Below are 22,554 nucleotides of genomic sequence, written 5' to 3' on the forward strand. Positions count from 1 at the left end.
CCGAAATTAATCGGGTTTTACTTATTCAACGTTTAACAGGCTCACTGCCCGGAAGTGGTGTAAAATTACGTTTAACGAAGCGGTTTTACAATCTTTATTTATGACTGCCAAGCCATTTATTCATCTGCTCGATTTCACCTTTCTGAGCTTTTATGATGTCCTGCGCCAGCTTTCTCATTTCGGGGTCTTGACCGTATTTAAGCTCGGTCTCAGCCATTGCTATTGCTCCTTCGTGGTGAGCGATCATACCTTTTGCAAAGGCCTTGTCAGGATTGGGCTCATTAACGGCGGCCATCATTTTGTCATGCATGTCTTTCATGCCCGACATATATTCCTGTGACGATGCCGACGAGTGCATATCTGACATTTTCATTTCCGAATGTTCTGCGGAAATGGCTGGCAGGGATAAGATTAATATAACAAAAAGGGAGCTTTTGATTTTCATATAATAAATCCTTTTCAGGTAGGTACCGGTTAATTGTAGCTAAGTCAGATAAAAAAGCCCCCTGATGGGGGCAAAAAAGTAGCAACATATCCGGTTAAGGAATAATCTATCAAAGAAAGGGTAAAAGCACGGATACTACAATCGCATTCAGCCTGCATTGATCATGCGGCGGTGCTCTTCGGCCATGCCCTCATGTGGGCCGGACTGACCGTTATTCATGAATTCATGGGCAACCGCTGCTCTTTCATGCTCATCCATCGCGGCGTAAGACGTTGACGAGACGGTCGTGGGTACAGTGTTATTTCCCATCATCTTCTGATGACTTTCCACCATTTTCTGGTGCGCATCCGCCGATCCGTTCGTCATGGTTTCATGAGCAATTATGGCCTGTTCATGCTGATCCATACCGTTCATACTGGGGGCGGAACCCTGAATCCCTACAGAAGCAGCAGCAGACTGCATCTGGTGAGCAGGAGCCTGTGCATTGTTGACGCGCTCATGGATATTCACGGTTTCAGTGGCCCAGGCCGAAGAAATTAAACCAAAGCCCAGCAAAGATGCTAATACGATATTTTTCATGATAACTCTCCATTTCTGAATTAGTGATGTCCGGGGAAGCACAACCTATATTTTCATTTCCATAACTGAAACAAGTTCGGCAGTGTTTATTTCTCCGGGAGTTGGCTGGATATTCATTTCCTGGCGTACTCTGACGCCGGGTATTGATGAAGCAATCCAGCCTTCCTGATAAGTTGCACTAATTATATCGAATGGCTTCTGTTTGCTGCATGACAGGCTAATGACATCTTTGTCATTTAAATCTTTATTCTCAGTGTTGGGGCTCCGGAATCCTTTGCTCCAGTCTGGGCACGGATAAGATAAAACGAGTTGAGCGTACGTCCGATTCCACCTGCACTCTTCCGTGATGTGCTTCCACGATTGACTTCACAATTGCAAGGCCGATGCCGCTGCCTTCTCCTTTTCGTTGTCTGGACGGATCCACCCGATAAAAACGGTCAAAAAGCCTTGATAAATGCTCTTCAGGGATTGGTTTCCCCGGATTTTCAATCACCAGGTCAAAAAAGCTCTCTTGCTCTCTTATTGAGACGGTGATTGCCTGTCCCTCCGGGGTATAACGCAGGGCATTGGATAACAGATTATTGATCGCTCTTCTGAACATTTGTGGATCTCCCTCAACCAGGCAGGGCATCCCGTTAAATTTGAGCGTGATATTGCGTTCTTCGGCCCAGGCTTCGAAAAACTCGAAGACTTTCATGACTTCTGCTCTGAGGTCAAACCGGACCCTGTCAGGTATAAGCTGATTATTGTCCGCCTGCGCCAGGAACAGCATGTCGCTGACCATTTTGGTCATCCGGTTATACTCTTCAAGACTGGAGTAGAGGACATCCTCAAGTTCCTTCTGGGTTCGATCCTGACTCAGTGCGATTTCAGTCTGCGTCACCAGATTGGTGATGGGCGTTCTGATCTCGTGCGCGATATCGGCAGAGAAATTGGCCTGGCGGGTAAAGACATCCTCAATCTTTCCAATCATATGATTGAACGAGATAACCAGCTGTTCCAGCTCAATGGGAACGCGTGTCGGTTCCAGCCGCGCATCAAGATTCTCGGAGGTGATGCTTTTAATGGCATTGCTGACATTACGAAGGGGCAGGTGCCCCTGACGGACAGCGATGCGAATGATCAGAACAATCAGCAGGCTTATCACGACGGCAATCGCAATCAGATTTTTTTTCAGCGCATCGAGGTAATGGAGATGGAAATTAATGGAGAGGCCAGTCAGCATGACATAGTTCTGCTGTTTGCCCTGAAATATCGCCTGGCCAGAGGAGGCGATAATCCGGTATGTTTCCATCTTCATTTCAGACCCGGTATCCATCGGTCTCGCAGGATCCTCCACCGTCCAGAGAAAGACATCCCGTGCGTGGCTGTGCTCGCTAAAATCTGCTGAATTCACGGCCGGGCGTAGTGCTGCCCCCTGCGCTGAACTAAAGAGCACCTCACCCCTGGGATTGAGGAGCAAAAGGGCAACGTTGCGGTAGCTGGCAATCGATTCCTTTATTTTGCTTACTTTTTTTTCATCTGGATCTACCGGGGACTGGAGTATACGGTTCAGTGTGGTGCTGATTTGTTGAAGATCGCTGACATCCTGCTCGGCAAAATGATTTTCAACAGAATGCAGGATAAACCAGGTGAAGGCGATAAAAGCCAGTATCGTGGACAGGCTGATAAAAAAGGTCAGCCGCAGGGCGAGTGAGAAAGGGTGCCAGGAAGGTTTGCTATGCATCCGGGACCTCCAGCATATAGCCCACGCCCCGGACTGTCTGGATCAGCTTTGTCTCGTAATCGTTGTCTATTTTAGCGCGGAGTCGCTTTACGGCGACATCAATCGCGTTAGTGTCGCTGTCAAAATTCATGTCCCAGACCTGAGAGGCAATCAGGGAACGGGGAAGAACCTCTCCCTGATGGCGAATGAAAAATTCCAGCAGGCTGAACTCTTTACTGGTGAGCACAATGCGGTTTCCGGCGCGACTGACTTTTCTGGATACGAGATCAATCGAGAGATCAGCCACCCTAAACTGGCTTTCCGTGATCATCGTGTTTCCCCGCCTCAGAAGGGTTTTCACCCGGGCTAGCAGTTCGGCAAACGCAAAGGGTTTAACCAGATAATCGTCCGCACCCAGTTCCAGTCCTTTGACCCTGTGTTCGATCGTGCCGAGGGCCGTCAGCAGTAAGACCGGCATACCCTTTCCGGCAGTGCGCAGCATCCGGATGATATCCCAGCCGTTCACATCAGGCAGCATGATGTCCAGAATGACTAAATCATACTCGGCTGTCATGGCGAGATGATATCCGGTAAGACCATTATCAGCGTGATCCACTACGAACCCTGCCTCTCTAAGCCCTTTGCTGAGATATTCACCTGTTTTAATTTCGTCTTCGACGATCAATATTTTCATCTTGCTCCCCGGCTGGCTGCTAAGGTCATTCTATTGCGCCCACGATCGTTATCAACGGATTACAGCAAAAATGACAACATTGTCATTATCCTGTCACCCGACAAACAGAGAGCGTTCGGTAAAGTACCCCTATCAATACTCTGGACTTCATTTGAACCATTTACCAGGTCTGCCTGGACGAGAAGCGTTATGTTCAAATTAAAATTACTCAGCATTAGCACGATATTCATCCTGGCCGGTTGTGTCTCTCTGGCACCTGAATATCAGCGCCCGGCAGCACCGGTACCCCAGCAGTTTTCACTGTCCCGAAACAGCCTGACGCCAGCAGTGAATGGTTATCAGGATACGGGCTGGCGTAACTTTTTTGTCGATCCCCAGGTTACACGGCTGATTACTGAAGCTCTGAATAATAACCGCGATTTGAGAATGGCTGCCCTGAAGGTTGAAGAGGCCCGGGCCCAGTTCAACGTCACGGATGCAGATCGTTATCCCCAGCTGAATGCCTCATCCGGGATCACATACAGCGGTGGTCTGAAAGGCGACAAGCCGACCACACAGGAGTACGACGCGGGTCTGGAACTCAGCTATGAGCTCGATTTTTTCGGCAAACTTAAGAACATGAGTGACGCTGATCGCCAGAACTACTTTGCCAGCGAAGAAGCCCGTCGGGCCGTACACATCCTGCTGGTCTCCAGCGTTTCACAAAGTTATTTCAGCCAGCAACTGGCGTACGAACAACTCCGTATTGCGCGGGAAACGCTGAAAAATTATCAACAGTCCTATGCTTTCGTTGAGCAACAGCTCGTGACCGGGAGTACGAACGTTCTGGCTCTTGAACAGGCCAGGGGACAAATCGAAAGTACCCGCGCCGAAATAGCCAAACGAGAAGGCGATCTGGCTAAGGCAAACAATGCCCTGCAACTGGTGCTGGGAACGTACCGCGCACTTCCGTCAGAAAAAGGGATGAAAGGCGGGGAGATCGCACCAGTAAAATTACCACCAAATCTGTCTTCACAAATTTTGCTGCAGCGACCGGATATTATGGAAGCGGAATATCAGCTGAAAGCGGCTGATGCCAATATTGGCGCAGCACGAGCGGCCTTTTTCCCCTCCATTACCCTGACCAGTGGTCTTTCCGCAAGCAGTACGGAGCTGTCCAGCCTGTTTACGTCAGGAAGTGGAATGTGGAATTTTATCCCTAAAATTGAAATTCCTATATTTAATGCTGGCAGGAATAAAGCCAATCTGAAGCTGGCTGAAATTCGCCAGCAACAGTCGGTGGTTAATTACGAACAAAAAATTCAGTCAGCCTTTAAGGATGTTTCCGACACGCTTGCGCTGCGCGACAGCCTTAGCCAGCAACTTGAGTCACAGCAGCGTTATCTTGATTCACTTCAGATAACTCTCCAGCGTGCCAGAGGATTGTATGCAAGTGGTGCTGTCAGTTACATCGAAGTGCTGGATGCAGAACGTTCCCTCTTCGCTACCCAGCAAACCATTCTCGATCTTACCTATTCCCGGCAGGTTAACGAAATTAATCTGTTTACCGCGCTGGGTGGCGGTTGGGTAGAGTAAATTTATTTAATTAATCAGGAAATTAAAATGCGTAATTCACTTAAAGCCGTTTTATTTGGTGCCTTCTCTGTCATGTTTTCTGCCGGTCTTCATGCTGAAACACATCAGCATGGCGATATGAATACTGCCAGTGATGCTTCGGTACAGCAAGTTATCAAGGGCACCGGTGTCGTTAAAGACATTGATATGAATACTAAGAAAATCACCATTTCGCATGAAGCAATTCCAGCGGTGGGCTGGCCTGCAATGACCATGCGCTTTACTTTTGTTAATGCAGACGATGCTATTAATGCCCTGAAAACAGGCAACCATGTCGATTTCTCGTTTATTCAGCAGGGCAATATCTCCTTACTCAAAAGCATTAACGTGACGCAATCCTGATTGACATCCGGAGCGATTACATCCAGTGCGGCTGAACATTCATTAAGAGATTGCTGTGAATGAATAATCGGGCGCATATGCCAGGTGTTTTGATTTTTCAGCGAGAAATTGTATGGCTTCTTTAAAGATAAAATATGCTGCAATAATTATCAGCAGCCTCATAGCAGGAGGGCTGATATCGGTTACTGCCTGGCAGTTTGTAAACTCATCACATAAAACAGTACAAACAGAACAAAAGGCACCGGAGAAAAAGGTACTTTTCTGGTATGACCCGATGAAACCGGATACCAAATTTGATAAACCCGGAAAATCTCCCTTTATGGATATGGACCTGGTGCCTAAATATGCTGATGAAAGCGACGAGAAAAGCAATGGCGGGATCCGTATTGACCCAACGCAGGTTCAGAACCTGGGATTAAAAACGCAAAAAGTCACGCGCGGAATGCTGAATTATTCTCAGACGATCCCGGCGAATGTCAGTTACAACGAGTATCAGTTTGTCATTGTGCAGGCACGCTCTGACGGTTTTGTCGAAAAAGTGTATCCCCTGACGATTGGCGATCATGTGAAGAAAGGCACTCCGCTTATCGATATCACCATTCCTGAATGGGTTGAGGCACAAAGTGAATTCCTGCTGTTATCCGGTACAGGCGGTACGCCAACCCAGATAAGAGGGGTTCTGGAACGGCTTCGTCTGGCCGGTATGCCGGAAGAGGATATTCAAAGGCTGCGTTCAACCCGCACAATCCAGACCCGTTTTACCATTAAAGCACCTATTGATGGTGTCATTACTGCATTTGACCTGCGCACCGGCATGAATATTTCGAAAGATAAGGTGGTGGCTCAGATTCAGGGGATGGACCCGGTCTGGATCAGCGCTGCAGTGCCAGAATCTATCGCCTATCTGCTGAAAGATACGTCGCAGTTTGAAATTTCGGTACCGGCTTATCCGGATAAAACATTCCATGTCGAAAAATGGAACATTCTTCCCAGCGTGGATCAGACAACCCGTACGCTTCAGGTCCGTCTCCAGGTTTCTAATAAGGATGAGTTTCTCAAACCGGGCATGAATGCCTATCTCAAACTGAATACCAAGAGCCAGGAGATGCTGCTGATACCAAGCCAGGCCGTTATCGATACCGGCAAAGAACAGCGCGTGATTACTGTTGATGATGAAGGCAAGTTTGTGCCGAAACAGATCCACGTTCTGCATGAATCACAGCAACAGTCCGGCATCGGCTCCGGCCTGAATGAAGGCGATACCGTGGTGGTCAGTGGCCTGTTCCTCATTGACTCCGAAGCCAATATTACGGGCGCGCTGGAACGTATGCGCCACCCTGAAAAAACAGAAAGCAGTATGCCAGCAATGTCTGACCAGCCTGTAAATATGCATTCAGGGCACTGAGGAGACGACGATGATTGAATGGATTATCCGGCGCTCTGTCGCCAACCGTTTCCTGGTCATGATGGGGGCCCTGTTTCTCAGCATCTGGGGAACATGGACGATTATTAACACGCCGGTAGATGCCTTGCCTGACCTGTCAGATGTGCAGGTCATTATCAAAACCAGCTATCCCGGCCAGGCCCCGCAGATTGTAGAAAACCAGGTCACCTATCCGCTTACCACCACCATGCTGTCCGTGCCTGGCGCAAAAACCGTGCGTGGTTTTTCACAGTTCGGGGATTCGTATGTGTATGTCATTTTTGAAGACGGCACCGATCTGTACTGGGCGCGCTCTCGCGTGCTGGAGTATCTGAATCAGGTTCAGGGAAAACTGCCTGCTGGTGTGAGTTCTGAAATCGGTCCTGATGCCACGGGTGTGGGCTGGATTTTTGAATATGCCCTTGTCGATCGCAGCGGAAAACACGACCTTTCAGAACTGCGTTCTCTGCAGGACTGGTTCCTGAAGTTTGAGCTGAAAACCATTCCTAATGTCGCTGAAGTTGCATCCGTAGGCGGCGTGGTTAAGCAGTATCAGATCCAGCTTGACCCGGTAAAACTGACGCAGTACGGCATCAGTCTGCCAGAAGTAAAACAAGCTCTTAGCTCATCTAACCAGGAAGCCGGTGGCTCATCTGTTGAAATTGCTGAGTCAGAGTATATGGTCCGGGCCAGCGGTTATCTTCAGACTATTGATGATTTCAAAAATATCGTCCTGAAAACGGGGGAAAATGGAGTACCTGTTTACCTGCGTGATGTTGCCCGCATACAAATGGGACCGGAAATGCGGCGTGGTATCGCTGAGCTTAACGGTCAGGGCGAAGTCGCTGGCGGAGTGGTGATCCTGCGTTCGGGCAAAAATGCACGCGAAGTCATTACGGCGGTGAGGGATAAACTGGACACGCTGAAGGCAAGCCTGCCTGAAGGAGTGGAGATCGTAACGACATACGATCGCAGCCAGTTAATCGATCGTGCGATTGACAACCTCAGTTACAAGCTTCTGGAAGAGTTTATCGTTGTTGCTGTCGTTTGCGCACTGTTCCTCTGGCATGTCCGTTCTGCCCTGGTGGCGATTATTTCTCTGCCACTTGGCCTGTGTATCGCCTTTATCGTCATGCACTTCCAGGGGCTGAATGCCAACATTATGTCGCTGGGAGGGATTGCAATAGCCGTCGGAGCGATGGTGGATGCCGCCATCGTCATGATCGAAAACGCGCATAAACGGCTTGAGGAGTGGGACCATCAGCATCCCGGGGAACAGATTGATAATGCCACCCGCTGGAAGGTTATCACTGACGCCTCCGTTGAAGTGGGTCCAGCGCTGTTTATCAGCCTGCTGATTATCACATTATCGTTCATTCCTATTTTTACCCTGGAAGGGCAGGAAGGGCGTCTGTTTGGTCCGCTGGCCTTTACAAAAACGTATTCCATGGCGGGTGCAGCCATACTGGCAATCATTGTTATCCCTATTCTGATGGGGTTCTGGATCCGCGGGAAAATTCCTGCTGAGACCAGTAACCCACTGAACCGGTTGCTGATTAAAGCGTATCACCCGTTACTGCTCAGGGTACTACACTGGCCAAAAACAACCCTGCTGGTTGCGGCTTTATCCATTTTCACTGTTATCTGGCCACTGAGTCAGGTGGGCGGCGAGTTTTTACCGAAGATTAACGAAGGTGACCTGTTGTATATGCCGTCAACGTTACCTGGCGTGTCTCCTGGAGAAGCTGCTGCGCTCTTACAGACCACGGACAAACTAATCAAAACGGTGCCTGAAGTGGCCTCAGTTTTTGGCAAGACCGGTAAGGCTGAGACCGCCACGGATTCTGCTCCGCTCGAAATGATGGAAACCACCATCCAACTGAAACCTGAGGATCAGTGGCGTCCAGGCATGACGATTGACAAGATTATTGAAGAACTCGACAGGACCGTCCGTTTACCGGGTCTGGCCAACCTCTGGGTACCGCCTATCCGTAACCGTATTGATATGCTCTCAACCGGCATTAAAAGTCCGATAGGTATTAAGGTATCGGGTACTGTTCTGTCGGATATCGATGTAACAGCACAGAGTATCGAAGCAGTCGCTAAAACCGTACCTGATGTGGTTTCCGCACTGGCTGAACGACTGGAAGGTGGACGTTATATTGATGTGGACATTAACCGGGAAAAAGCTTCCCGGTACGGGATGACTGTGGGCGACGTCCAGCTGTTCGTCTCTTCAGCAATCGGTGGGGCTATGGTGGGTGAGACGGTTGAAGGCGTGGCCCGGTACCCTATTAACATTCGCTATCCGCAGGATTACCGTAACAGTCCGCAGGCGTTGAGAGAGATGCCAATCCTGACCCCAATGAAGCAGCAAATTACGCTGGGCGATGTTGCCGATATTAAGGTCGTTTCCGGACCAACCATGCTGAAAACCGAAAATGCCCGGCCAGCCAGCTGGATTTATGTTGATGCCCGCGGCAGGGACATGGTGTCGGTGGTGAACGATATTAAGGCGGCCATCAGTGAGAAAGTGAAACTGAGACCGGGGACCAGTGTGGCATTCTCAGGACAGTTTGAATTACTCGAGCACGCCAATAAGAAATTAAAACTGATGGTACCGATGACGGTGATGATCATCTTCATCCTGTTATATCTGGCATTCCGCAGGGTTGATGAAGCCCTGTTGATCCTGATGAGCCTGCCGTTTGCCCTGGTTGGCGGGATATGGTTCCTGTACTGGCAGGGCTTCCATATGTCAGTGGCGACCGGAACCGGGTTTATCGCCCTGGCCGGGGTGGCAGCAGAGTTTGGCGTGGTCATGCTGATGTATCTGCGTCATGCCATTGAAGCGCACCCGGAATTGTCCCGTAAAGAGACGTTCACACCGGAAGGCCTTGATGAAGCCCTCTATCATGGTGCCGTACTGCGTGTCCGGCCGAAAGCCATGACCGTGGCGGTGATCATTGCGGGTCTGCTGCCAATACTCTGGGGAACCGGTGCAGGTTCAGAAGTCATGAGCCGTATCGCGGCACCCATGATTGGTGGGATGATCACGGCTCCGCTGCTGTCCCTGTTCATTATTCCTGCCGCCTACAAATTAATCTGGCTGCGCAGACATAAAAAAAGCGTGTCCTGAACCTGAAAGGGCACCCCCTGTGGGTGTCCTTCTTTACTGATTCACCCTGACGTCAGGGTTTATATCGATAATATACAGAGGTGAGTATGAAAAAAGTGGTTCTAATGGCGCTGGCTCTCGGCCTTTCACTACCCGCGATGGCGAGTGAAAAAGTGATTGATATGTACAAATCTGAAAACTGTGGCTGTTGTTCCCTGTGGGGCAAAGCGATGGAAAAAGACGGGTTTGAAGTACGAACTCACGTCATGAATGATCAGGCGCTGTCAGCCCTGAAAGAAAAGCATGCTATTCCTGCAGGACTACGAAGTTGTCATACCGCGGTTGCCGGTAATTTGATCATTGAAGGCCATGTGCCTGCGACAACGATACATAAGGCAATGCAGTCTGGTTCGGGTATATACGGTCTCGCCACCCCCGGTATGCCAGCAGGAAGTCCTGGAATGGAGATGGGAGCCCGAAAAGAGGCTTACGATGTTATCGCATTCTCACCGGATGGAAGTAAAAAAGTCTTCCAGCGAATCGAATAGTCAGCGGAACGGCTGATAACGGGACGCCGGTAGCAGGCACTCCTGTGCCGGCGATATTCGTGGTAATCGCATCCATGACATACCCTGAAGACAGAAGATGCTTCGGTATGCATAAGGAGAGTTACTGTGAAAAATGACAATGCAGTGCAACACAACAACCAGACTGCTTCTGAGCAGACATTATCCCCGGACGAGGGCCACGTATTGCATAAGGTGAGAGATCCCGTGTGCGGGATGGCCATCCTGCCCGACAGGGCGCACAGCAGCATTCGATACCAGGACCATCAACTTTATTTCTGCTCCGCCAGCTGTGAGAGTAAATTTAAAGCCCATCCCGATCGTTATCTTACCGAAGATGCCAGTGAACATTCCCATCACCATCACCACGATCATCACGAAGTCAGCCCTGATCAGATAAAACAGCCTCACCACCAGGCGGAAAAAGAGAATTCTGAAGGTGTGTGGACATGTCCGATGCACCCGGAGATACGCCGCAGTGGTCCCGGAAGCTGTCCTGTCTGTGGAATGGCACTGGAGCCGCTCGTAGCTACGGCATCCACGGGGCCAAGTGATGAACTTCGCGACATGACAAGACGCTTCTGGCTGGGGTTGTTGCTGGCGTTTCCGGTTCTGGTACTCGAAATGGGATCTCATCTGTTTCCCGCCTTGAGGAATACAGTACCGCCACAGTACAACACATGGCTGCAGCTGCTTCTGGCCTCTCCTGTCGTGTTGTGGTGTGGCTGGCCATTCTTCGCCCGGGCCGGAATGTCGTTACGTAACCGCTCCCTGAATATGTTTACCCTTGTTGCAATGGGCACCGGCGTAGCCTGGGTGTACAGCGTCATTGCAACCGTCTTCCCCTCCTGGTTTCCTGCATCGTTCAGAAACATGGATGGCCTGGTGGCCGTTTATTTTGAAGCCGCAGCAGTTATTACGGTGCTTGTTCTGCTGGGACAGGTTCTTGAGCTGCGGGCACGGGAACAAACCTCAGGTGCCATTACTGCACTACTGAATCTTGCCCCCAAAACCGCCAGGCGGCTGGATCATGACGGTCATGAAACGGATATTAATGCGGAAGATGTTCTGCCTGGCGATAAGCTCCGCATCAGACCAGGAGAGAGTATTCCGGTCGACGGTATTGTGATCGAAGGCAAAACAACCGTTGATGAATCGATGGTGACCGGGGAATCTATGCCGGTTACCAAAACGGAGGGTGACCCTGTCATCGGGGGGACCATTAATCAGACAGGGAGTCTCATCATCCGTGCAGAGAAAGTCGGTGATGAAACAATGCTCTCACGAATTGTTCAGATGGTCGCTGATGCACAGCGTTCGCGTGCCCCCATCCAGAGAATGGCTGACAGCGTTTCAGGCTGGTTTGTTCCTCTGGTGATACTTATCGCGGTTGTTGCTTTCGTGATCTGGTCTGTCTGGGGGCCCGAGCCCAGGATGGCGCACGGTCTCATTGCGGCTGTGTCGGTCCTGATTATTGCCTGTCCCTGCGCGCTGGGGCTGGCCACGCCGATGTCGATAATGGTGGGGGTGGGCAAAGGAGCCCAGGCCGGGGTGTTAATCAGGAATGCCGAAGCCCTTGAGCGTCTTGAAAAAGTGGACACGCTGGTTGTCGACAAAACAGGCACGCTCACGGAAGGTTCGCCTACGGTGACAGGGATTATCAGTCTCAATCCGGGTGGGGAAACATCTCTTTTGCGTGTAACAGCCGCAGTGGAAAAAGGCTCGCAGCATCCGCTGGGTATGGCAGTAGTTAAAGCAGCACAGGAAAAGGGGATCGCAATACCCGCAGTCACTCATTTCGATGCACCGTCGGGTAAAGGTGTCTCAGGCGATGTCGAAGGTCAACGGGTTGTTATTGGTAATGAACTGGCTATGCAGGAAAACAGTATCGTTATTGATAATCAAAAGGCCGTTGCGGATACGTTGCGGATGGAAGGCGCTACCGTTATCTATGTGGCCACAGACGGGGACCTTGCAGGCCTGATAGCTATCTCGGATCCCGTGAAAACAACCACGCCGGATGCGCTTAAAGCTTTGCGTCAGGCGGGGATCCGCATTGTTATGCTCACCGGGGATAACCAGCTTACTGCTGAAGCAGTCGCACGGAAACTGGGAATAGATGAGGTTGAAGCCGGAATTCTGCCGGATGGCAAAAAAGCCGTGATAACCCGACTGAAAGAGTCTGGCCATGTGGTTGCGATGGCCGGAGACGGTGTGAATGATGCCCCGGCGCTGGCAGCGGCTGACGTGGGTATAGCCATGGGAACGGGTACAGATGTGGCAATTGAAAGTGCCGGAGTCACCCTTCTCAAAGGCGACTTGATGATACTGAACAGGGCCCGTCATCTGTCAGAGATCACCATGAAAAATATCCGTCAGAATCTGTTTTTTGCATTTATCTACAACGCACTTGGCGTGCCTGTGGCTGCAGGTCTGCTTTATCCTGTGTATGGAATACTGCTGTCGCCAGTTATTGCGGCGGCGGCCATGGCTCTTTCCTCCGTCAGCGTCATTGTGAATGCGTTGCGTCTGAAAAGTGTCAGGCTCGGGAAATAACACTGAGTGAAGGGTCAGTTACGAACAGAAGGAGTCCAGTATGAAAAGTACCACCTATGCGCTTATTGCTGTCGCCGCGATCGCGGCATTTGCCCTCCTGCGCGAACACTGGTCACATGTGGCAGGTTACTGGCCATATCTGTTATTGCTGGTCTGCCCGCTAATGCATCTTTTCCACGGCCACGGAGGGCATGGAGATCATCAACATCACGGAAGTGAAAACGATAAAAAAAATTAATCCGGCAGACGGGGCCGCGTCGCGGTCCCGTTATCAGTCCAGGTATCGTTCGTAGTCTCTGGCATGCGCAAAGGCATGCTGTTCGAGTTTGTTATCAGCGGGTGCCGCTGCCCGGAACGCCAGAGAGTTAACAGGGTTGTTATTGATGACCAGCTCGTAATGCAGATGAGGACCGGATGAACGTCCGCTGTTACCGGATAACGCAATAGCACCTCCCCGTGTAACCCTGGCCCCTTTAGTAACGAGTATTTTATTGAGGTGGAGATAGCGAGTTTTAACACCGGCTTTTCCCGTTACTTCAACAAAATATCCCATGGTACTGTTGTATTCGGCCCGGGTGATTTTTCCGTCGATGACGCTGACTATTTTCGTGTTCATGGGCATGGAATAATCAATGCCATTATGGGGACTCACTTTTCCCGATACCGGGTTAAGTCTTGCAGGATTGAAAGGCGAACTGAGTCTTGCTGTGGCCGGTAACGGATAATCGAGACTGCCTTTCCCGGAAGTATCGGAAAGGTTATAGAACTTTTTATCTGATATACGATACGCCGTGTAATTAAATGAACCGGACGTAAATTTATAGGCCACGACACGTGATTTTCCCGCTTTCTTTTGCAGTACGAGTTTTAATGATTCATTTTTTTTCAAATGCCGCAGATTAAACCGGGAAGGCAAGGAGCGCTGAAGAGTAGCGATCTCGTTCGATTCCAGCCCCGAGCGGGTGGCTGAAAGGTAGGCATTTTCTTTTACGACATCGGTAGAATACATTTACTGGAATTCGCCGTTAGCATGAACACTGCGGCGTATGCTAGGGGTTTTCAGGAGGCGTGTCATCTGTCAGTTAATCGGGAGCACCGTTGATGGTCGTCATTTTTGTAACATATCTTGTTTCCCGTTTGCTCCTGAAGCTCTGGGAACTGTATGACCAGCCCGACGGTGATGATTAACGGGACTGAAACAGGTTACGGCAGAGCAATATGGGGCTCATGTCCTGCTACGTAACCCGTCAGTAAAGCCCTGCTGCGCACCTGACGCTAAGCACTAACCCGCCTGCAGTTACCTGGTCGAATACAGCCCGCGAAGCTTTCTTGCCTGCGTCTGATGTGCTTCCGCACCGGCATTATTGACCTGCTCATGCACGAGAGCGGCTTTTTCTCCGGCATTCAGTTCGTTAAAAGAAGAAGACGAGGTCTTTGAATTTGCATCACTGCCGGACAGCATTTTTTTATGTTCCTCAATCATTTTCTGATGCGCATAGGACGCGCTGTTGTTCATAAATGAATGAGCAACAATGGCCCTTTCATGTTCATTCATTTCAGAGAATGAGGGCGTGTTGTTTTTATTAACCCTGTCCGGTAAGTTTTCATGCGTCGAGGAATTCACATGACTGACGGCTGAGGCATTATTAACAAATCGATGTGCTTCATGGGCAATATCACTGGACTGAGCAAAAGCTGCCCCACAAAATAAAGCTGTAAACGCAGTGGTCGTGATTAATATATTCATGTGTAATTACCTTCTGAGGTACATAAAAGATGTCCTTATGATCATATATAAAAATAATCAACCTGTGGGGAAGATGACGTAAATGTAATACAGCTATGTACATTACACGATTGTAATGAATTTGTTTCTTAAGGTGTGCTAGATTCATTTCATTGTAAGTGGATGAACCAGTAATTTAATTTAAATCGGTTCTCGAATTCTGTCAGTAACCATACTTTAAATAAGGGAATGCGCATGCTGTTGAAAACGTCTCGACGAACTTTCCTGAAGGGGTTAACCCTCTCTGGCGTAGCCGGAAGTCTTGGCGTATGGAGTTTCAATGCGCGTTCCAGTCTGAGCCTGCCAGTTGCCGCATCCCTGCAGGGTACTCAGTTTGACCTGACCATTGGTGAAACGGCCGTCAATATCACGGGCAGTGAGCGTCAGGCCAAAACAATCAATGGAGGCCTGCCGGGGCCCGTTCTTCGCTGGAAAGAAGGTGACACCATTACCCTGAAGGTCAAAAACCGTCTTAATGAACAGACGTCCATTCACTGGCACGGCATTATTCTTCCGGCCAATATGGATGGTGTTCCGGGGCTGAGTTTTATGGGCATAGAGCCTGATGATACCTACGTTTACACCTTTAAGGTTAAGCAGAACGGGACTTACTGGTACCACAGCCATTCCGGTCTGCAGGAACAGGAGGGGGTATACGGTGCCATTATCATCGATGCCAGGGAGCCAGAACCGTTTGCTTACGATCGTGAGCATGTGGTCATGTTGTCTGACTGGACCGATGAAAATCCTCACAGCCTGCTGAAAAAATTAAAAAAACAGTCGGATTACTACAATTTCAATAAACCAACCGTTGGCTCTTTTTTCCGCGACGTGAATACCAGGGGGCTGTCAGCCACCATTGCCGATCGGAAAATGTGGGCTGAAATGAAAATGAATCCGACTGACCTCGCGGATGTCAGTGGCTACACCTACACCTATCTCATGAACGGGCAGGCCCCGCTGAAAAACTGGACCGGACTGTTCCGTCCCGGTGAAAAGATACGCTTACGGTTTATCAACGGCTCGGCAATGACCTATTTCGATATCCGTATCCCCGGGCTGAAAATGACGGTCGTGGCTGCAGATGGCCAGTATGTAAACCCGGTTACCGTTGACGAATTCAGGATTGCCGTTGCCGAAACCTATGATGTCATTGTGGAGCCTCAGGGTGAGGCCTATACCATCTTCGCACAATCCATGGACAGGACCGGTTACGCTCGAGGGACACTGGCCACGAGAGAGGGGTTAAGTGCTGCCGTTCCCCCCCTCGATCCCCGTCCTCTGTTGACCATGGAAGATATGGGTATGGGGGGAATGGGACATGATATGGCAGGAATGGACCACAGCCAGATGGGAGGCATGGATAACAGCGGAGAGATGATGTCTATGGACGGTGCTGACCTTCCGGATAGCGGGACATCCTCCGCGCCCATGGATCACAGCAGCATGGCCGGTATGGATCATTCCCGGATGGCCGGAATGCCGGGTATGCAAAGTCATCCTGCGTCAGAAACGGATAACCCACTGGTTGATATGCAGGCGATGAGCGTCTCTCCGAAATTAAATGATCCGGGTATTGGTCTTCGAAATAACGGAAGAAAGGTTCTCACGTACGCGGATTTGAAAAGCCGCTTTGAGGATCCTGACGGACGTGAACCTGGCCGTACCATAGAACTGCATTTAACCGGCCACATGGAAAAGTTTGCCTGGTCATTTAACGGAATCAAGTTTTCAGATGCCGCACCGGTGCTGCTGAAATACGGTGAGCGGCTCAGGATCACGCTGATCAACGATACCATGATGACTCACCCCATTCACCTGCATGGTATGTGGAGCGATCTGGAAGATGAAAACGGTAATTTCATGGTTCGTAAACACACAATAGATGTTCCCCCTGGTACAAAACGCAGTTACAGAGTGACAGCAGATGCGCTTGGCCGCTGGGCGTATCACTGCCATTTGCTCTATCACATGGAAATGGGAATGTTTCGTGAAGTCCGGGTGGAGGAATGATGCGAATGAAGAGAAATTTGAAGGCCATACCTGTTCTGGTCGCCGGTTTGTTTACCTCACAGCTTTCTATTGCGGCGGGCTCCGTCTCTGCAGATCCCCACGCCGGGCACGACATGTCTGCCATGCAGATGCCAGCAGATGAGAATTTCACTGAGATGACGTCAATGGAGCCCATTGTAACTGAGAGCAGAACGCCAATTCCGCCTGTTACCGATGCCGACCGGAAGGCTGCATTCGGCAATTTACAGGGGCATGCGATTCACGACAGTGCGATTAATTATCTGGTTCTGCTGGATCAACTGGAATGGCAACGGTCGGATAACACCAACAATTTCAGCTGGAGTGTTAACAGCTGGATTGGAGGCGACACAGATCGGATTTGGCTAAAGAGTGAAGGTGAACGAAGCAATGGGGAAACGGAGGCGGCTGAAGCGCAGTTACTCTGGGGACATGCGGTTGGCCCATGGTGGGATTTGGTTGCGGGTGTCAGGCAGGATTTCAGACCTGCTTCTGCCCGGACCTGGGCTGCTGTCGGTTTTCAGGGGCTGGCACTCTATAATTTTGAGTCTGAAATTACGGGTTTTGTCAGTAATGGCGGAAAAGCAGCCCTTCGTCTGGGAGGAGAATACGACGTTTTACTGACTAACCGGCTCATACTCCAGCCATCCTATGAGGTGAATTTCTACAGTCAGGATGATGAATCGCGGGGTCGCGGCAGGGGACTGACTGACACAGAGCTGGGGCTCCGGCTGCGCTATGAAATACGCCGTGAGTTTGCACCCTATATAGGCGTTTCCTGGAATCAACTTTACGGGAAAACATCCGATATGGCGAAAAGAGAAGGTGAGAAAGACCATCAGGTAGTATTCCTGGCGGGAGCCAGAATCTGGTTTTAACGCACTGATATAAAACACTCAACTAAACAGGTAAATAAAATGTCGATTTTAAATAAAGCCATTCTTACAGGTGGCCTCGTTATGGGCGTTGCTTTCTCTGCTATGGCCCATCCGGAATTAAAAAGCTCTGTGCCACAGGCTGATTCAGCCGTAGCGGCCCCGGAAAAGATTCAGCTTAATTTCTCGGAAAATCTGACCGTGAAATTCTCAGGTGCAAAATTAACGATGACGGGTATGAAAGGCATGTCATCACATTCTCCGATGCCGGTCGCGGCAAAAGTGGCGCCAGGCGCTGACCCTAAATCGATGGTCATTATTCCGCGAGAGCCTTTACCCGCTGGCACTTATCGTGTTGACTGGCGCGCGGTTTCTTCAGATACGCACCCTATTACCGGTAATTACACCTTTACAGTGAAGTAATATTATGAACGACCTGATTATGATTGTTATTCGTTTTCTTCTTTATCTGGATTTGATGGTAATATTTGGATTGCCATTTTTTCAGATATATGGAATAAGTGGTGTCAGACATGAAACCTATAACCTGACTAATTTCAGGTCGTTTATAACCTTTGCTGTTGTTACAGGCATCATTCTTACTGGCATTAATATGCTCCTGGTATCTAATGCCATGAGTGGAGTAACTGACCTCAGAGAATTATCCATCCATGTTATCGAGATGGTGATAGAAGAAACTGATGTGGGTATTAGCTGGATTGTCAGGCTCTGTGCCCTGTTTACCACACTCGGTGCTTTGTTCCTTTACACTAATAAGAGAGTATTGTCCTGCCTGCTGATGACGATGAGTGGGGGCGTGGCGCTGGCTACACTTGCCTGGGGAGGACACGCCGTTATGCATGACGGTCTGCATTACTATCTCCATTTACTGAGCGATCTGACCCATCTCGGCGCTGCAGGTGCCTGGACAGGTGCTCTGGTTGCATTTGCTATCCTGCTGATGCGCAGAAACGAGCATAATGCACAGAGCGTCATTGTGATATCTGACTCCCTGGCAAAATTTGCCACGGCAGGAACGGTGATTGTTGTAGCCCTGATCCTGAGTGCGCTGGTCAACTATCTGTATATTGCTGAGGGTAACTTAACTCCCTTATTCAACAGTTCCTGGGGGAGGATATTGCTTGCCAAGACGGCTCTGTTTGTTCTGATGCTTCTTCTGGCTGCAGCAAACCGGTTTCACCTGGGTCCCCGGCTTGAAGTTATGGTCAGGGAAGGGAATTATGATCGCAGCGTTGCCCTGATGCGAAACAGCATCCTGACAGAATTCGTTGTTGCGATTATCATTCTGGGCGCCGTAGCGTGGCTCGGAATGCTTGCTCCGTCTCAGGTCAGCTAGGGGACAGCCAAAGCTCATGCGTGAGATTTTTACTTTCATATCAGCGAGTTGACCATGCAGCGTATTTTAATCGTTGAAGACGAACAAAAAACAGGTCGTTACCTGCAGCAGGGACTGGTTGAGGAAGGCTATCAGGCCGATCTCTTTAATAATGGCCGCGATGGTCTCGGGGCCGCGTCGAAGGGACAGTATGATTTGATAATACTGGACGTGATGCTGCCTTTCCTCGACGGGTGGCAAATCATCAGCGCACTGAGGGAGTCCGGGCACGAAGAACCGGTCCTGTTTTTAACCGCAAAGGACAACGTGCGGGACAAAGTGAAAGGACTGGAGCTTGGCGCAGATGACTACCTGATTAAGCCCTTTGATTTTACGGAGCTGGTTGCACGTGTAAGAACCCTACTGCGCCGGGCACGCTCGCAGGCCGCAACAGTCTGCACCATCGCCGATATGACCGTTGATATGGTGCGCCGGACCGTGATCCGTTCGGGGAAGAAGATCCATCTCACCGGTAAAGAATACGTTCTGCTTGAGTTGCTGCTGCAACGCACCGGAGAAGTGTTACCCAGGAGTCTTATCTCGTCCCTGGTCTGGAACATGAATTTTGACAGTGATACGAATGTGATTGATGTCGCCGTGAGACGTCTGAGAAGTAAAATTGATGATGACTTTGAGCCAAAACTGATCCATACCGTTCGCGGTGCCGGATATGTCCTGGAGATCAGAGAAGAGTGAGGTTCAAAATTTCCCTGACCACACGCCTGAGCCTGATTTTTTCTGCGGTGATGCTTACGGTATGGTGGTTATCAAGTTTTATCCTGATTAGCACCCTTAATGGCTATTTCGATAATCAGGACCGCGATTTTCTGACAGGTAAACTTCAGCTCACCGAAGAGTTTCTTAAAACAGAGACGTTCCGGAACAAAACGGATATTAAGTCATTATCAGAAAAAATAAACGATGCGATGGTAGGGCACAATGGTTTATTCATTTCTATAAAAAACATGGAAAATGAAAAAATTGTTGAACTCTATGCCAAAAATTCTGTTGTTCCAGCGGTCCTGCTTAATAAGTCGGGTGATATTCTCGACTATATGATCCAGACGGAAGAAAATAACACCGTGTACCGCAGTATCTCGCGGCGGGTTGCCGTGACGCCGGAACAGGGTAAAAGCAAACATGTCATCATTACGGTTGCCACGGATACTGGGTATCACACCCTGTTTATGGACAAACTCAGTACCTGGCTGTTCTGGTTCAATATCGGTCTGGTCTTTATTTCTGTTTTTCTGGGCTGGCTGACCACACGTATTGGTCTGAAACCGTTACGGGAAATGACCAGTCTGGCTTCCTCCATGACTGTACACAGCCTGGATCAGCGTCTAAATCCCGATCTGGCTCCGCCGGAAATCTCTGAGACCATGCAGGAGTTCAATAATATGTTTGATCGCCTGGAGGGGGCATTCCGGAAACTGTCAGATTTCTCGTCTGACATCGCGCATGAGCTGCGCACACCAGTCAGTAATCTGATGATGCAGACGCAGTTTGCACTGGCTAAGGAAAGGGATGTTTCGCATTACCGCGAAATTTTATTCGCTAACCTGGAAGAACTGAAAAGGTTGTCACGAATGACCAGTGACATGCTTTTTCTGGCACGTTCAGAGCATGGTCTGCTGCGGCTGGATAAACATGATGTGGATCTGGCAGCCGAACTGAATGAATTACGTGAGTTGTTCGAGCCCCTGGCAGACGAAACAGGAAAGACAATCACGGTTGAAGGAGAGGGCGTTGTTGCCGGAGACAGCGATATGCTCCGACGTGCTTTCAGTAACCTGCTTTCCAATGCAATCAAGTATTCTCCCGATAACACCTGTACAGCGATACACCTTGAGCGTGACAGTGACTGTGTGAACGTGATGATTACGAATACGATGTCCGGCCAGGTTCCCGCTAATCTGGAACGTTTGTTTGACCGGTTCTATCGCGCAGACTCATCAAGGTTCCACAACACGGAAGGCGCGGGGCTGGGATTATCAATTACAAGGTCGATCATTCATGCTCACGGCGGCGAGCTGTCAGCAGAACAGCAGGGGCGGGAAATTGTGTTCAGTGTGCGTCTGTTAATGGATTAATACCGTTATTCAGGAGAAACCCGGAAGGTGACAAAAATGTCATCGTTCAGTCACGCGATAAACAGAGGCGGTTTTTTATAATCAGCCATAAATCAGGACAGCGTGATAATTCAATCGCCCGGTTCCTGGCGTGATGATCAACCAGCCCTGAGATCAAATGCTTTCTCTGTTATAAGCATTGATTGTTCGGGTATGAAAACACCGGAGACCCAACCATGAAAAAGATCCTTGTATCCTTTATTGCCATGATGGCTGTCGCTTCATCTGCCTGGGCTGCAGAGACAATGAACATGCATGACCAGGTAAATAATGCCCAGGCGCCTGCCCATCAGATGCAATCATCCGCTGAAAAAAGTGCAGTTCAGGGGGAGAGCATGAAAATGATGGATATGAGCGGTCACGATCAGGCCGCAATGTCCCATGAAATGATGCAAAACGGCAATTCTGCTGCCCATCAGGACATGGCTGAAATGCATAAAAAAATGATGAAATCCAAGCCAGCAGCTTCTAACGAAACAGCAAAATCATTTTCCGAAATGAACGAGCATGAGAAAGCCGCTGTTATGCATGAGAAGGCGAATAATGGTCAATCTTCCGTTATTCATCAGCAGCAGGCTGAAAAGCATCGCAGCCAGATCACCCAGAATTAACCCGCAGCTCCACTTGTTAGACCCTCATTTGACGCCGAAGTCACTGGCTTACGCTCCCGTCCGGGAGCGTTTTTTTCCCATATATCAAACTTTAACTCTGAAGAGGTGGAAGTATCTGACCAACACTGTCACGTAACGCCAGATAACTACAAAAACACCTTTTTCCTCCTGTAAATTGCAGTTCCTGCAAGAACATCAAGGCATAATGTTGGAACAGCGTGTGATACACACTTAGTATCATGTTTTGTATGTGTTTTTTTTAAAAGTTTACAACTTTAAAGTCTTTTTCAGGTTAAAGGATACAACTTTAATGTCTCTACACAAGTGCCCGGGAAGTCATTGTGAAGTAAAAACGTTTAATGTTTTAATTTTACGCGGGTTGTTTGCTATCGGGGCTGTTAACACAACAGCCACAACCGAATAGACATCTCGAATCCAGGTGTTAGTATTCAATAGATAGCAGTTATGAGTATGCGTGTTTCATTTCCGGCCAGGAACGCTGATGATGACAACATTACTACCCGATTTCACAGCATCTTCATCATTCACTTCCTTTGCGGTGAGAGTTGTCGTGACGCCTGTCCACCGCCTGGCCTTTGTTTCTCATTCCTTCTCATCCCGGATGGAATCTCCCGCTGAATAGCTGTTCAGTGGGCTTTGTGACACGCATCGTTTGATAAC

The 22,554-nt window shown here is 49.5% G+C and carries 20 protein-coding genes; 14 read left to right on the top strand and 6 right to left on the bottom strand.

Annotation, left to right across the window (positions count from 1 at the left end; all coding sequences use genetic code 11):
- Positions 1-94 precede the first annotated feature (94 nt).
- The 4 genes from IMQ48_RS03705 to silR form a co-directional block, all read right to left on the bottom strand.
- Positions 95-445 (bottom strand): DUF305 domain-containing protein, encoded by a 351-nt coding sequence (locus tag IMQ48_RS03705; protein ID WP_196207962.1) that lies wholly within the window; start codon positions 443-445, stop codon positions 95-97.
- Between the two features lie 147 nt (positions 446-592).
- Complete coding sequence (gene silE / locus IMQ48_RS03710; protein WP_196207963.1) at positions 593-1,024, bottom strand: silver-binding protein SilE; 432 nt, start codon at positions 1,022-1,024, stop codon at positions 593-595.
- A 250-nt stretch (positions 1,025-1,274) separates the two neighbouring features.
- The gene (gene silS / locus IMQ48_RS03715) at positions 1,275-2,750 is read right to left on the bottom strand and encodes a copper/silver sensor histidine kinase SilS (RefSeq protein WP_196207964.1); all 1,476 of its coding nucleotides are present in this window, start codon (positions 2,748-2,750) and stop codon (positions 1,275-1,277) included.
- Positions 2,743-3,423 (bottom strand): copper/silver response regulator transcription factor SilR, encoded by a 681-nt coding sequence (gene silR, locus IMQ48_RS03720; protein WP_196207965.1) that lies wholly within the window; start codon positions 3,421-3,423, stop codon positions 2,743-2,745. Before silR ends, silS begins: the two co-directional genes overlap by 8 nt.
- A 189-nt stretch (positions 3,424-3,612) precedes the next feature.
- Here silR and silC point away from each other — a divergent pair, with 189 nt between their 5' ends.
- The 7 genes from silC (at position 3,613) to IMQ48_RS03755 (ending at position 13,280) form a co-directional block, all read left to right on the top strand.
- On the top strand, positions 3,613-4,998 hold the full coding sequence (silC, locus tag IMQ48_RS03725; RefSeq protein ID WP_000475509.1) for a Cu(+)/Ag(+) efflux RND transporter outer membrane channel SilC: 1,386 nt from the start codon (positions 3,613-3,615) through the stop codon (positions 4,996-4,998).
- A 27-nt stretch (positions 4,999-5,025) separates the two neighbouring features.
- Entirely contained in the window at positions 5,026-5,379 is a 354-nt protein-coding gene (gene cusF / locus IMQ48_RS03730; protein WP_001246155.1) for a cation efflux system protein CusF, read from the top strand.
- Between the two features lie 112 nt (positions 5,380-5,491).
- Positions 5,492-6,784, top strand: a complete 1,293-nt coding sequence (gene silB / locus IMQ48_RS03735) for a Cu(+)/Ag(+) efflux RND transporter periplasmic adaptor subunit SilB (RefSeq protein WP_196207966.1) — start codon at positions 5,492-5,494, stop codon at positions 6,782-6,784.
- A 10-nt stretch (positions 6,785-6,794) separates the two neighbouring features.
- The gene (silA, locus tag IMQ48_RS03740; RefSeq protein ID WP_196207967.1) at positions 6,795-9,941 is read left to right on the top strand and encodes a Cu(+)/Ag(+) efflux RND transporter permease subunit SilA; all 3,147 of its coding nucleotides are present in this window, start codon (positions 6,795-6,797) and stop codon (positions 9,939-9,941) included.
- Between the two features lie 86 nt (positions 9,942-10,027).
- Complete coding sequence (locus IMQ48_RS03745; protein ID WP_000758228.1) at positions 10,028-10,468, top strand: DUF411 domain-containing protein; 441 nt, start codon at positions 10,028-10,030, stop codon at positions 10,466-10,468.
- Positions 10,469-10,594: 126 nt separating this feature from the next.
- A complete protein-coding gene (gene silP / locus IMQ48_RS03750) occupies positions 10,595-13,042 on the top strand; it encodes an Ag(+)-translocating P-type ATPase SilP (RefSeq protein ID WP_196207968.1) in 2,448 nt (815 codons plus the stop codon).
- 40 nt (positions 13,043-13,082) lie between these two features.
- Entirely contained in the window at positions 13,083-13,280 is a 198-nt protein-coding gene (locus IMQ48_RS03755; protein WP_000843494.1) for a DUF2933 domain-containing protein, read from the top strand.
- Between the two features lie 33 nt (positions 13,281-13,313).
- Here the strand turns inward: IMQ48_RS03755 and IMQ48_RS03760 are convergent, their stop codons facing one another.
- Together IMQ48_RS03760 and IMQ48_RS03765 are read right to left on the bottom strand one after the other, a co-directional pair.
- Complete coding sequence (locus IMQ48_RS03760) at positions 13,314-14,051, bottom strand: peptidoglycan DD-metalloendopeptidase family protein (RefSeq protein ID WP_000287501.1); 738 nt, start codon at positions 14,049-14,051, stop codon at positions 13,314-13,316.
- A gap of 288 nt (positions 14,052-14,339) precedes the next feature.
- Entirely contained in the window at positions 14,340-14,789 is a 450-nt protein-coding gene (locus IMQ48_RS03765; RefSeq protein ID WP_001023257.1) for a copper resistance protein, read from the bottom strand.
- Between the two features lie 234 nt (positions 14,790-15,023).
- Between IMQ48_RS03765 and pcoA the strand changes: the two genes are divergently transcribed.
- The 7 genes from pcoA (at position 15,024) to pcoE (ending at position 21,873) form a co-directional block, all read left to right on the top strand.
- Positions 15,024-16,841: a multicopper oxidase PcoA gene (gene pcoA / locus IMQ48_RS03770; protein WP_000925242.1), complete on the top strand. Its 1,818-nt coding sequence runs from the start codon at positions 15,024-15,026 to the stop codon at positions 16,839-16,841.
- A gap of 5 nt (positions 16,842-16,846) precedes the next feature.
- Positions 16,847-17,737: a copper resistance outer membrane transporter PcoB gene (pcoB, locus tag IMQ48_RS03775; RefSeq protein ID WP_001378118.1), complete on the top strand. Its 891-nt coding sequence runs from the start codon at positions 16,847-16,849 to the stop codon at positions 17,735-17,737.
- Between the two features lie 39 nt (positions 17,738-17,776).
- Positions 17,777-18,157, top strand: a complete 381-nt coding sequence (pcoC, locus tag IMQ48_RS03780) for a copper resistance system metallochaperone PcoC (RefSeq protein ID WP_000025662.1) — start codon at positions 17,777-17,779, stop codon at positions 18,155-18,157.
- 55 nt (positions 18,158-18,212) lie between these two features.
- Positions 18,213-19,091 carry a copper resistance inner membrane protein PcoD gene (gene pcoD / locus IMQ48_RS03785; protein WP_229692861.1) on the top strand — a complete coding sequence of 293 codons (879 nt, stop codon included), beginning with the start codon at positions 18,213-18,215 and terminating at the stop codon, positions 19,089-19,091.
- A 54-nt stretch (positions 19,092-19,145) separates the two neighbouring features.
- A complete protein-coding gene (pcoR, locus tag IMQ48_RS03790) occupies positions 19,146-19,826 on the top strand; it encodes a copper response regulator transcription factor PcoR (protein ID WP_001188930.1) in 681 nt (226 codons plus the stop codon).
- Positions 19,823-21,223: a copper resistance membrane spanning protein PcoS gene (pcoS, locus tag IMQ48_RS03795; protein ID WP_196207969.1), complete on the top strand. Its 1,401-nt coding sequence runs from the start codon at positions 19,823-19,825 to the stop codon at positions 21,221-21,223. The genes pcoR and pcoS overlap by 4 nt, the downstream gene beginning before the upstream one ends.
- A 215-nt stretch (positions 21,224-21,438) precedes the next feature.
- The gene (gene pcoE, locus IMQ48_RS03800; protein ID WP_038633679.1) at positions 21,439-21,873 is read left to right on the top strand and encodes a copper resistance system metallochaperone PcoE; all 435 of its coding nucleotides are present in this window, start codon (positions 21,439-21,441) and stop codon (positions 21,871-21,873) included.
- Positions 21,874-22,554 lie beyond the last annotated feature (681 nt).

This window comes from Citrobacter sp. Res13-Sevr-PEB04-36, from assembly GCF_015672735.1.
In the GTDB taxonomy this organism is placed as follows: domain Bacteria; phylum Pseudomonadota; class Gammaproteobacteria; order Enterobacterales; family Enterobacteriaceae; genus Citrobacter.

What these genes read in the sequence shown, in the direction of transcription:
- IMQ48_RS03760 (WP_000287501.1), bottom strand. Translation starts at nt 14,051, where the DNA reads ATGTATTCTACCGATGTCGTAAAAGAAAATGCCTACCTTTCAGCCACC.
- silE (WP_196207963.1), bottom strand. Translation starts at nt 1,024, where the DNA reads ATGAAAAATATCGTATTAGCATCTTTGCTGGGCTTTGGTTTAATTTCT.
- pcoE (WP_038633679.1), top strand. Translation starts at nt 21,439, where the DNA reads ATGAAAAAGATCCTTGTATCCTTTATTGCCATGATGGCTGTCGCTTCA.
- silR (WP_196207965.1), bottom strand. Translation starts at nt 3,423, where the DNA reads ATGAAAATATTGATCGTCGAAGACGAAATTAAAACAGGTGAATATCTC.
- IMQ48_RS03755 (WP_000843494.1), top strand. Translation starts at nt 13,083, where the DNA reads ATGAAAAGTACCACCTATGCGCTTATTGCTGTCGCCGCGATCGCGGCA.
- silA (WP_196207967.1), top strand. Translation starts at nt 6,795, where the DNA reads ATGATTGAATGGATTATCCGGCGCTCTGTCGCCAACCGTTTCCTGGTC.
- pcoD (WP_229692861.1), top strand. Translation starts at nt 18,213, where the DNA reads ATGGTAATATTTGGATTGCCATTTTTTCAGATATATGGAATAAGTGGT.
- pcoA (WP_000925242.1), top strand. Translation starts at nt 15,024, where the DNA reads ATGCTGTTGAAAACGTCTCGACGAACTTTCCTGAAGGGGTTAACCCTC.
- silS (WP_196207964.1), bottom strand. Translation starts at nt 2,750, where the DNA reads ATGCATAGCAAACCTTCCTGGCACCCTTTCTCACTCGCCCTGCGGCTG.
- pcoC (WP_000025662.1), top strand. Translation starts at nt 17,777, where the DNA reads ATGTCGATTTTAAATAAAGCCATTCTTACAGGTGGCCTCGTTATGGGC.
- silB (WP_196207966.1), top strand. Translation starts at nt 5,492, where the DNA reads ATGGCTTCTTTAAAGATAAAATATGCTGCAATAATTATCAGCAGCCTC.
- IMQ48_RS03745 (WP_000758228.1), top strand. Translation starts at nt 10,028, where the DNA reads ATGAAAAAAGTGGTTCTAATGGCGCTGGCTCTCGGCCTTTCACTACCC.
- IMQ48_RS03705 (WP_196207962.1), bottom strand. Translation starts at nt 445, where the DNA reads ATGAAAATCAAAAGCTCCCTTTTTGTTATATTAATCTTATCCCTGCCA.
- pcoB (WP_001378118.1), top strand. Translation starts at nt 16,847, where the DNA reads ATGAAGAGAAATTTGAAGGCCATACCTGTTCTGGTCGCCGGTTTGTTT.
- IMQ48_RS03765 (WP_001023257.1), bottom strand. Translation starts at nt 14,789, where the DNA reads ATGAATATATTAATCACGACCACTGCGTTTACAGCTTTATTTTGTGGG.
- cusF (WP_001246155.1), top strand. Translation starts at nt 5,026, where the DNA reads ATGCGTAATTCACTTAAAGCCGTTTTATTTGGTGCCTTCTCTGTCATG.
- silC (WP_000475509.1), top strand. Translation starts at nt 3,613, where the DNA reads ATGTTCAAATTAAAATTACTCAGCATTAGCACGATATTCATCCTGGCC.
- pcoR (WP_001188930.1), top strand. Translation starts at nt 19,146, where the DNA reads ATGCAGCGTATTTTAATCGTTGAAGACGAACAAAAAACAGGTCGTTAC.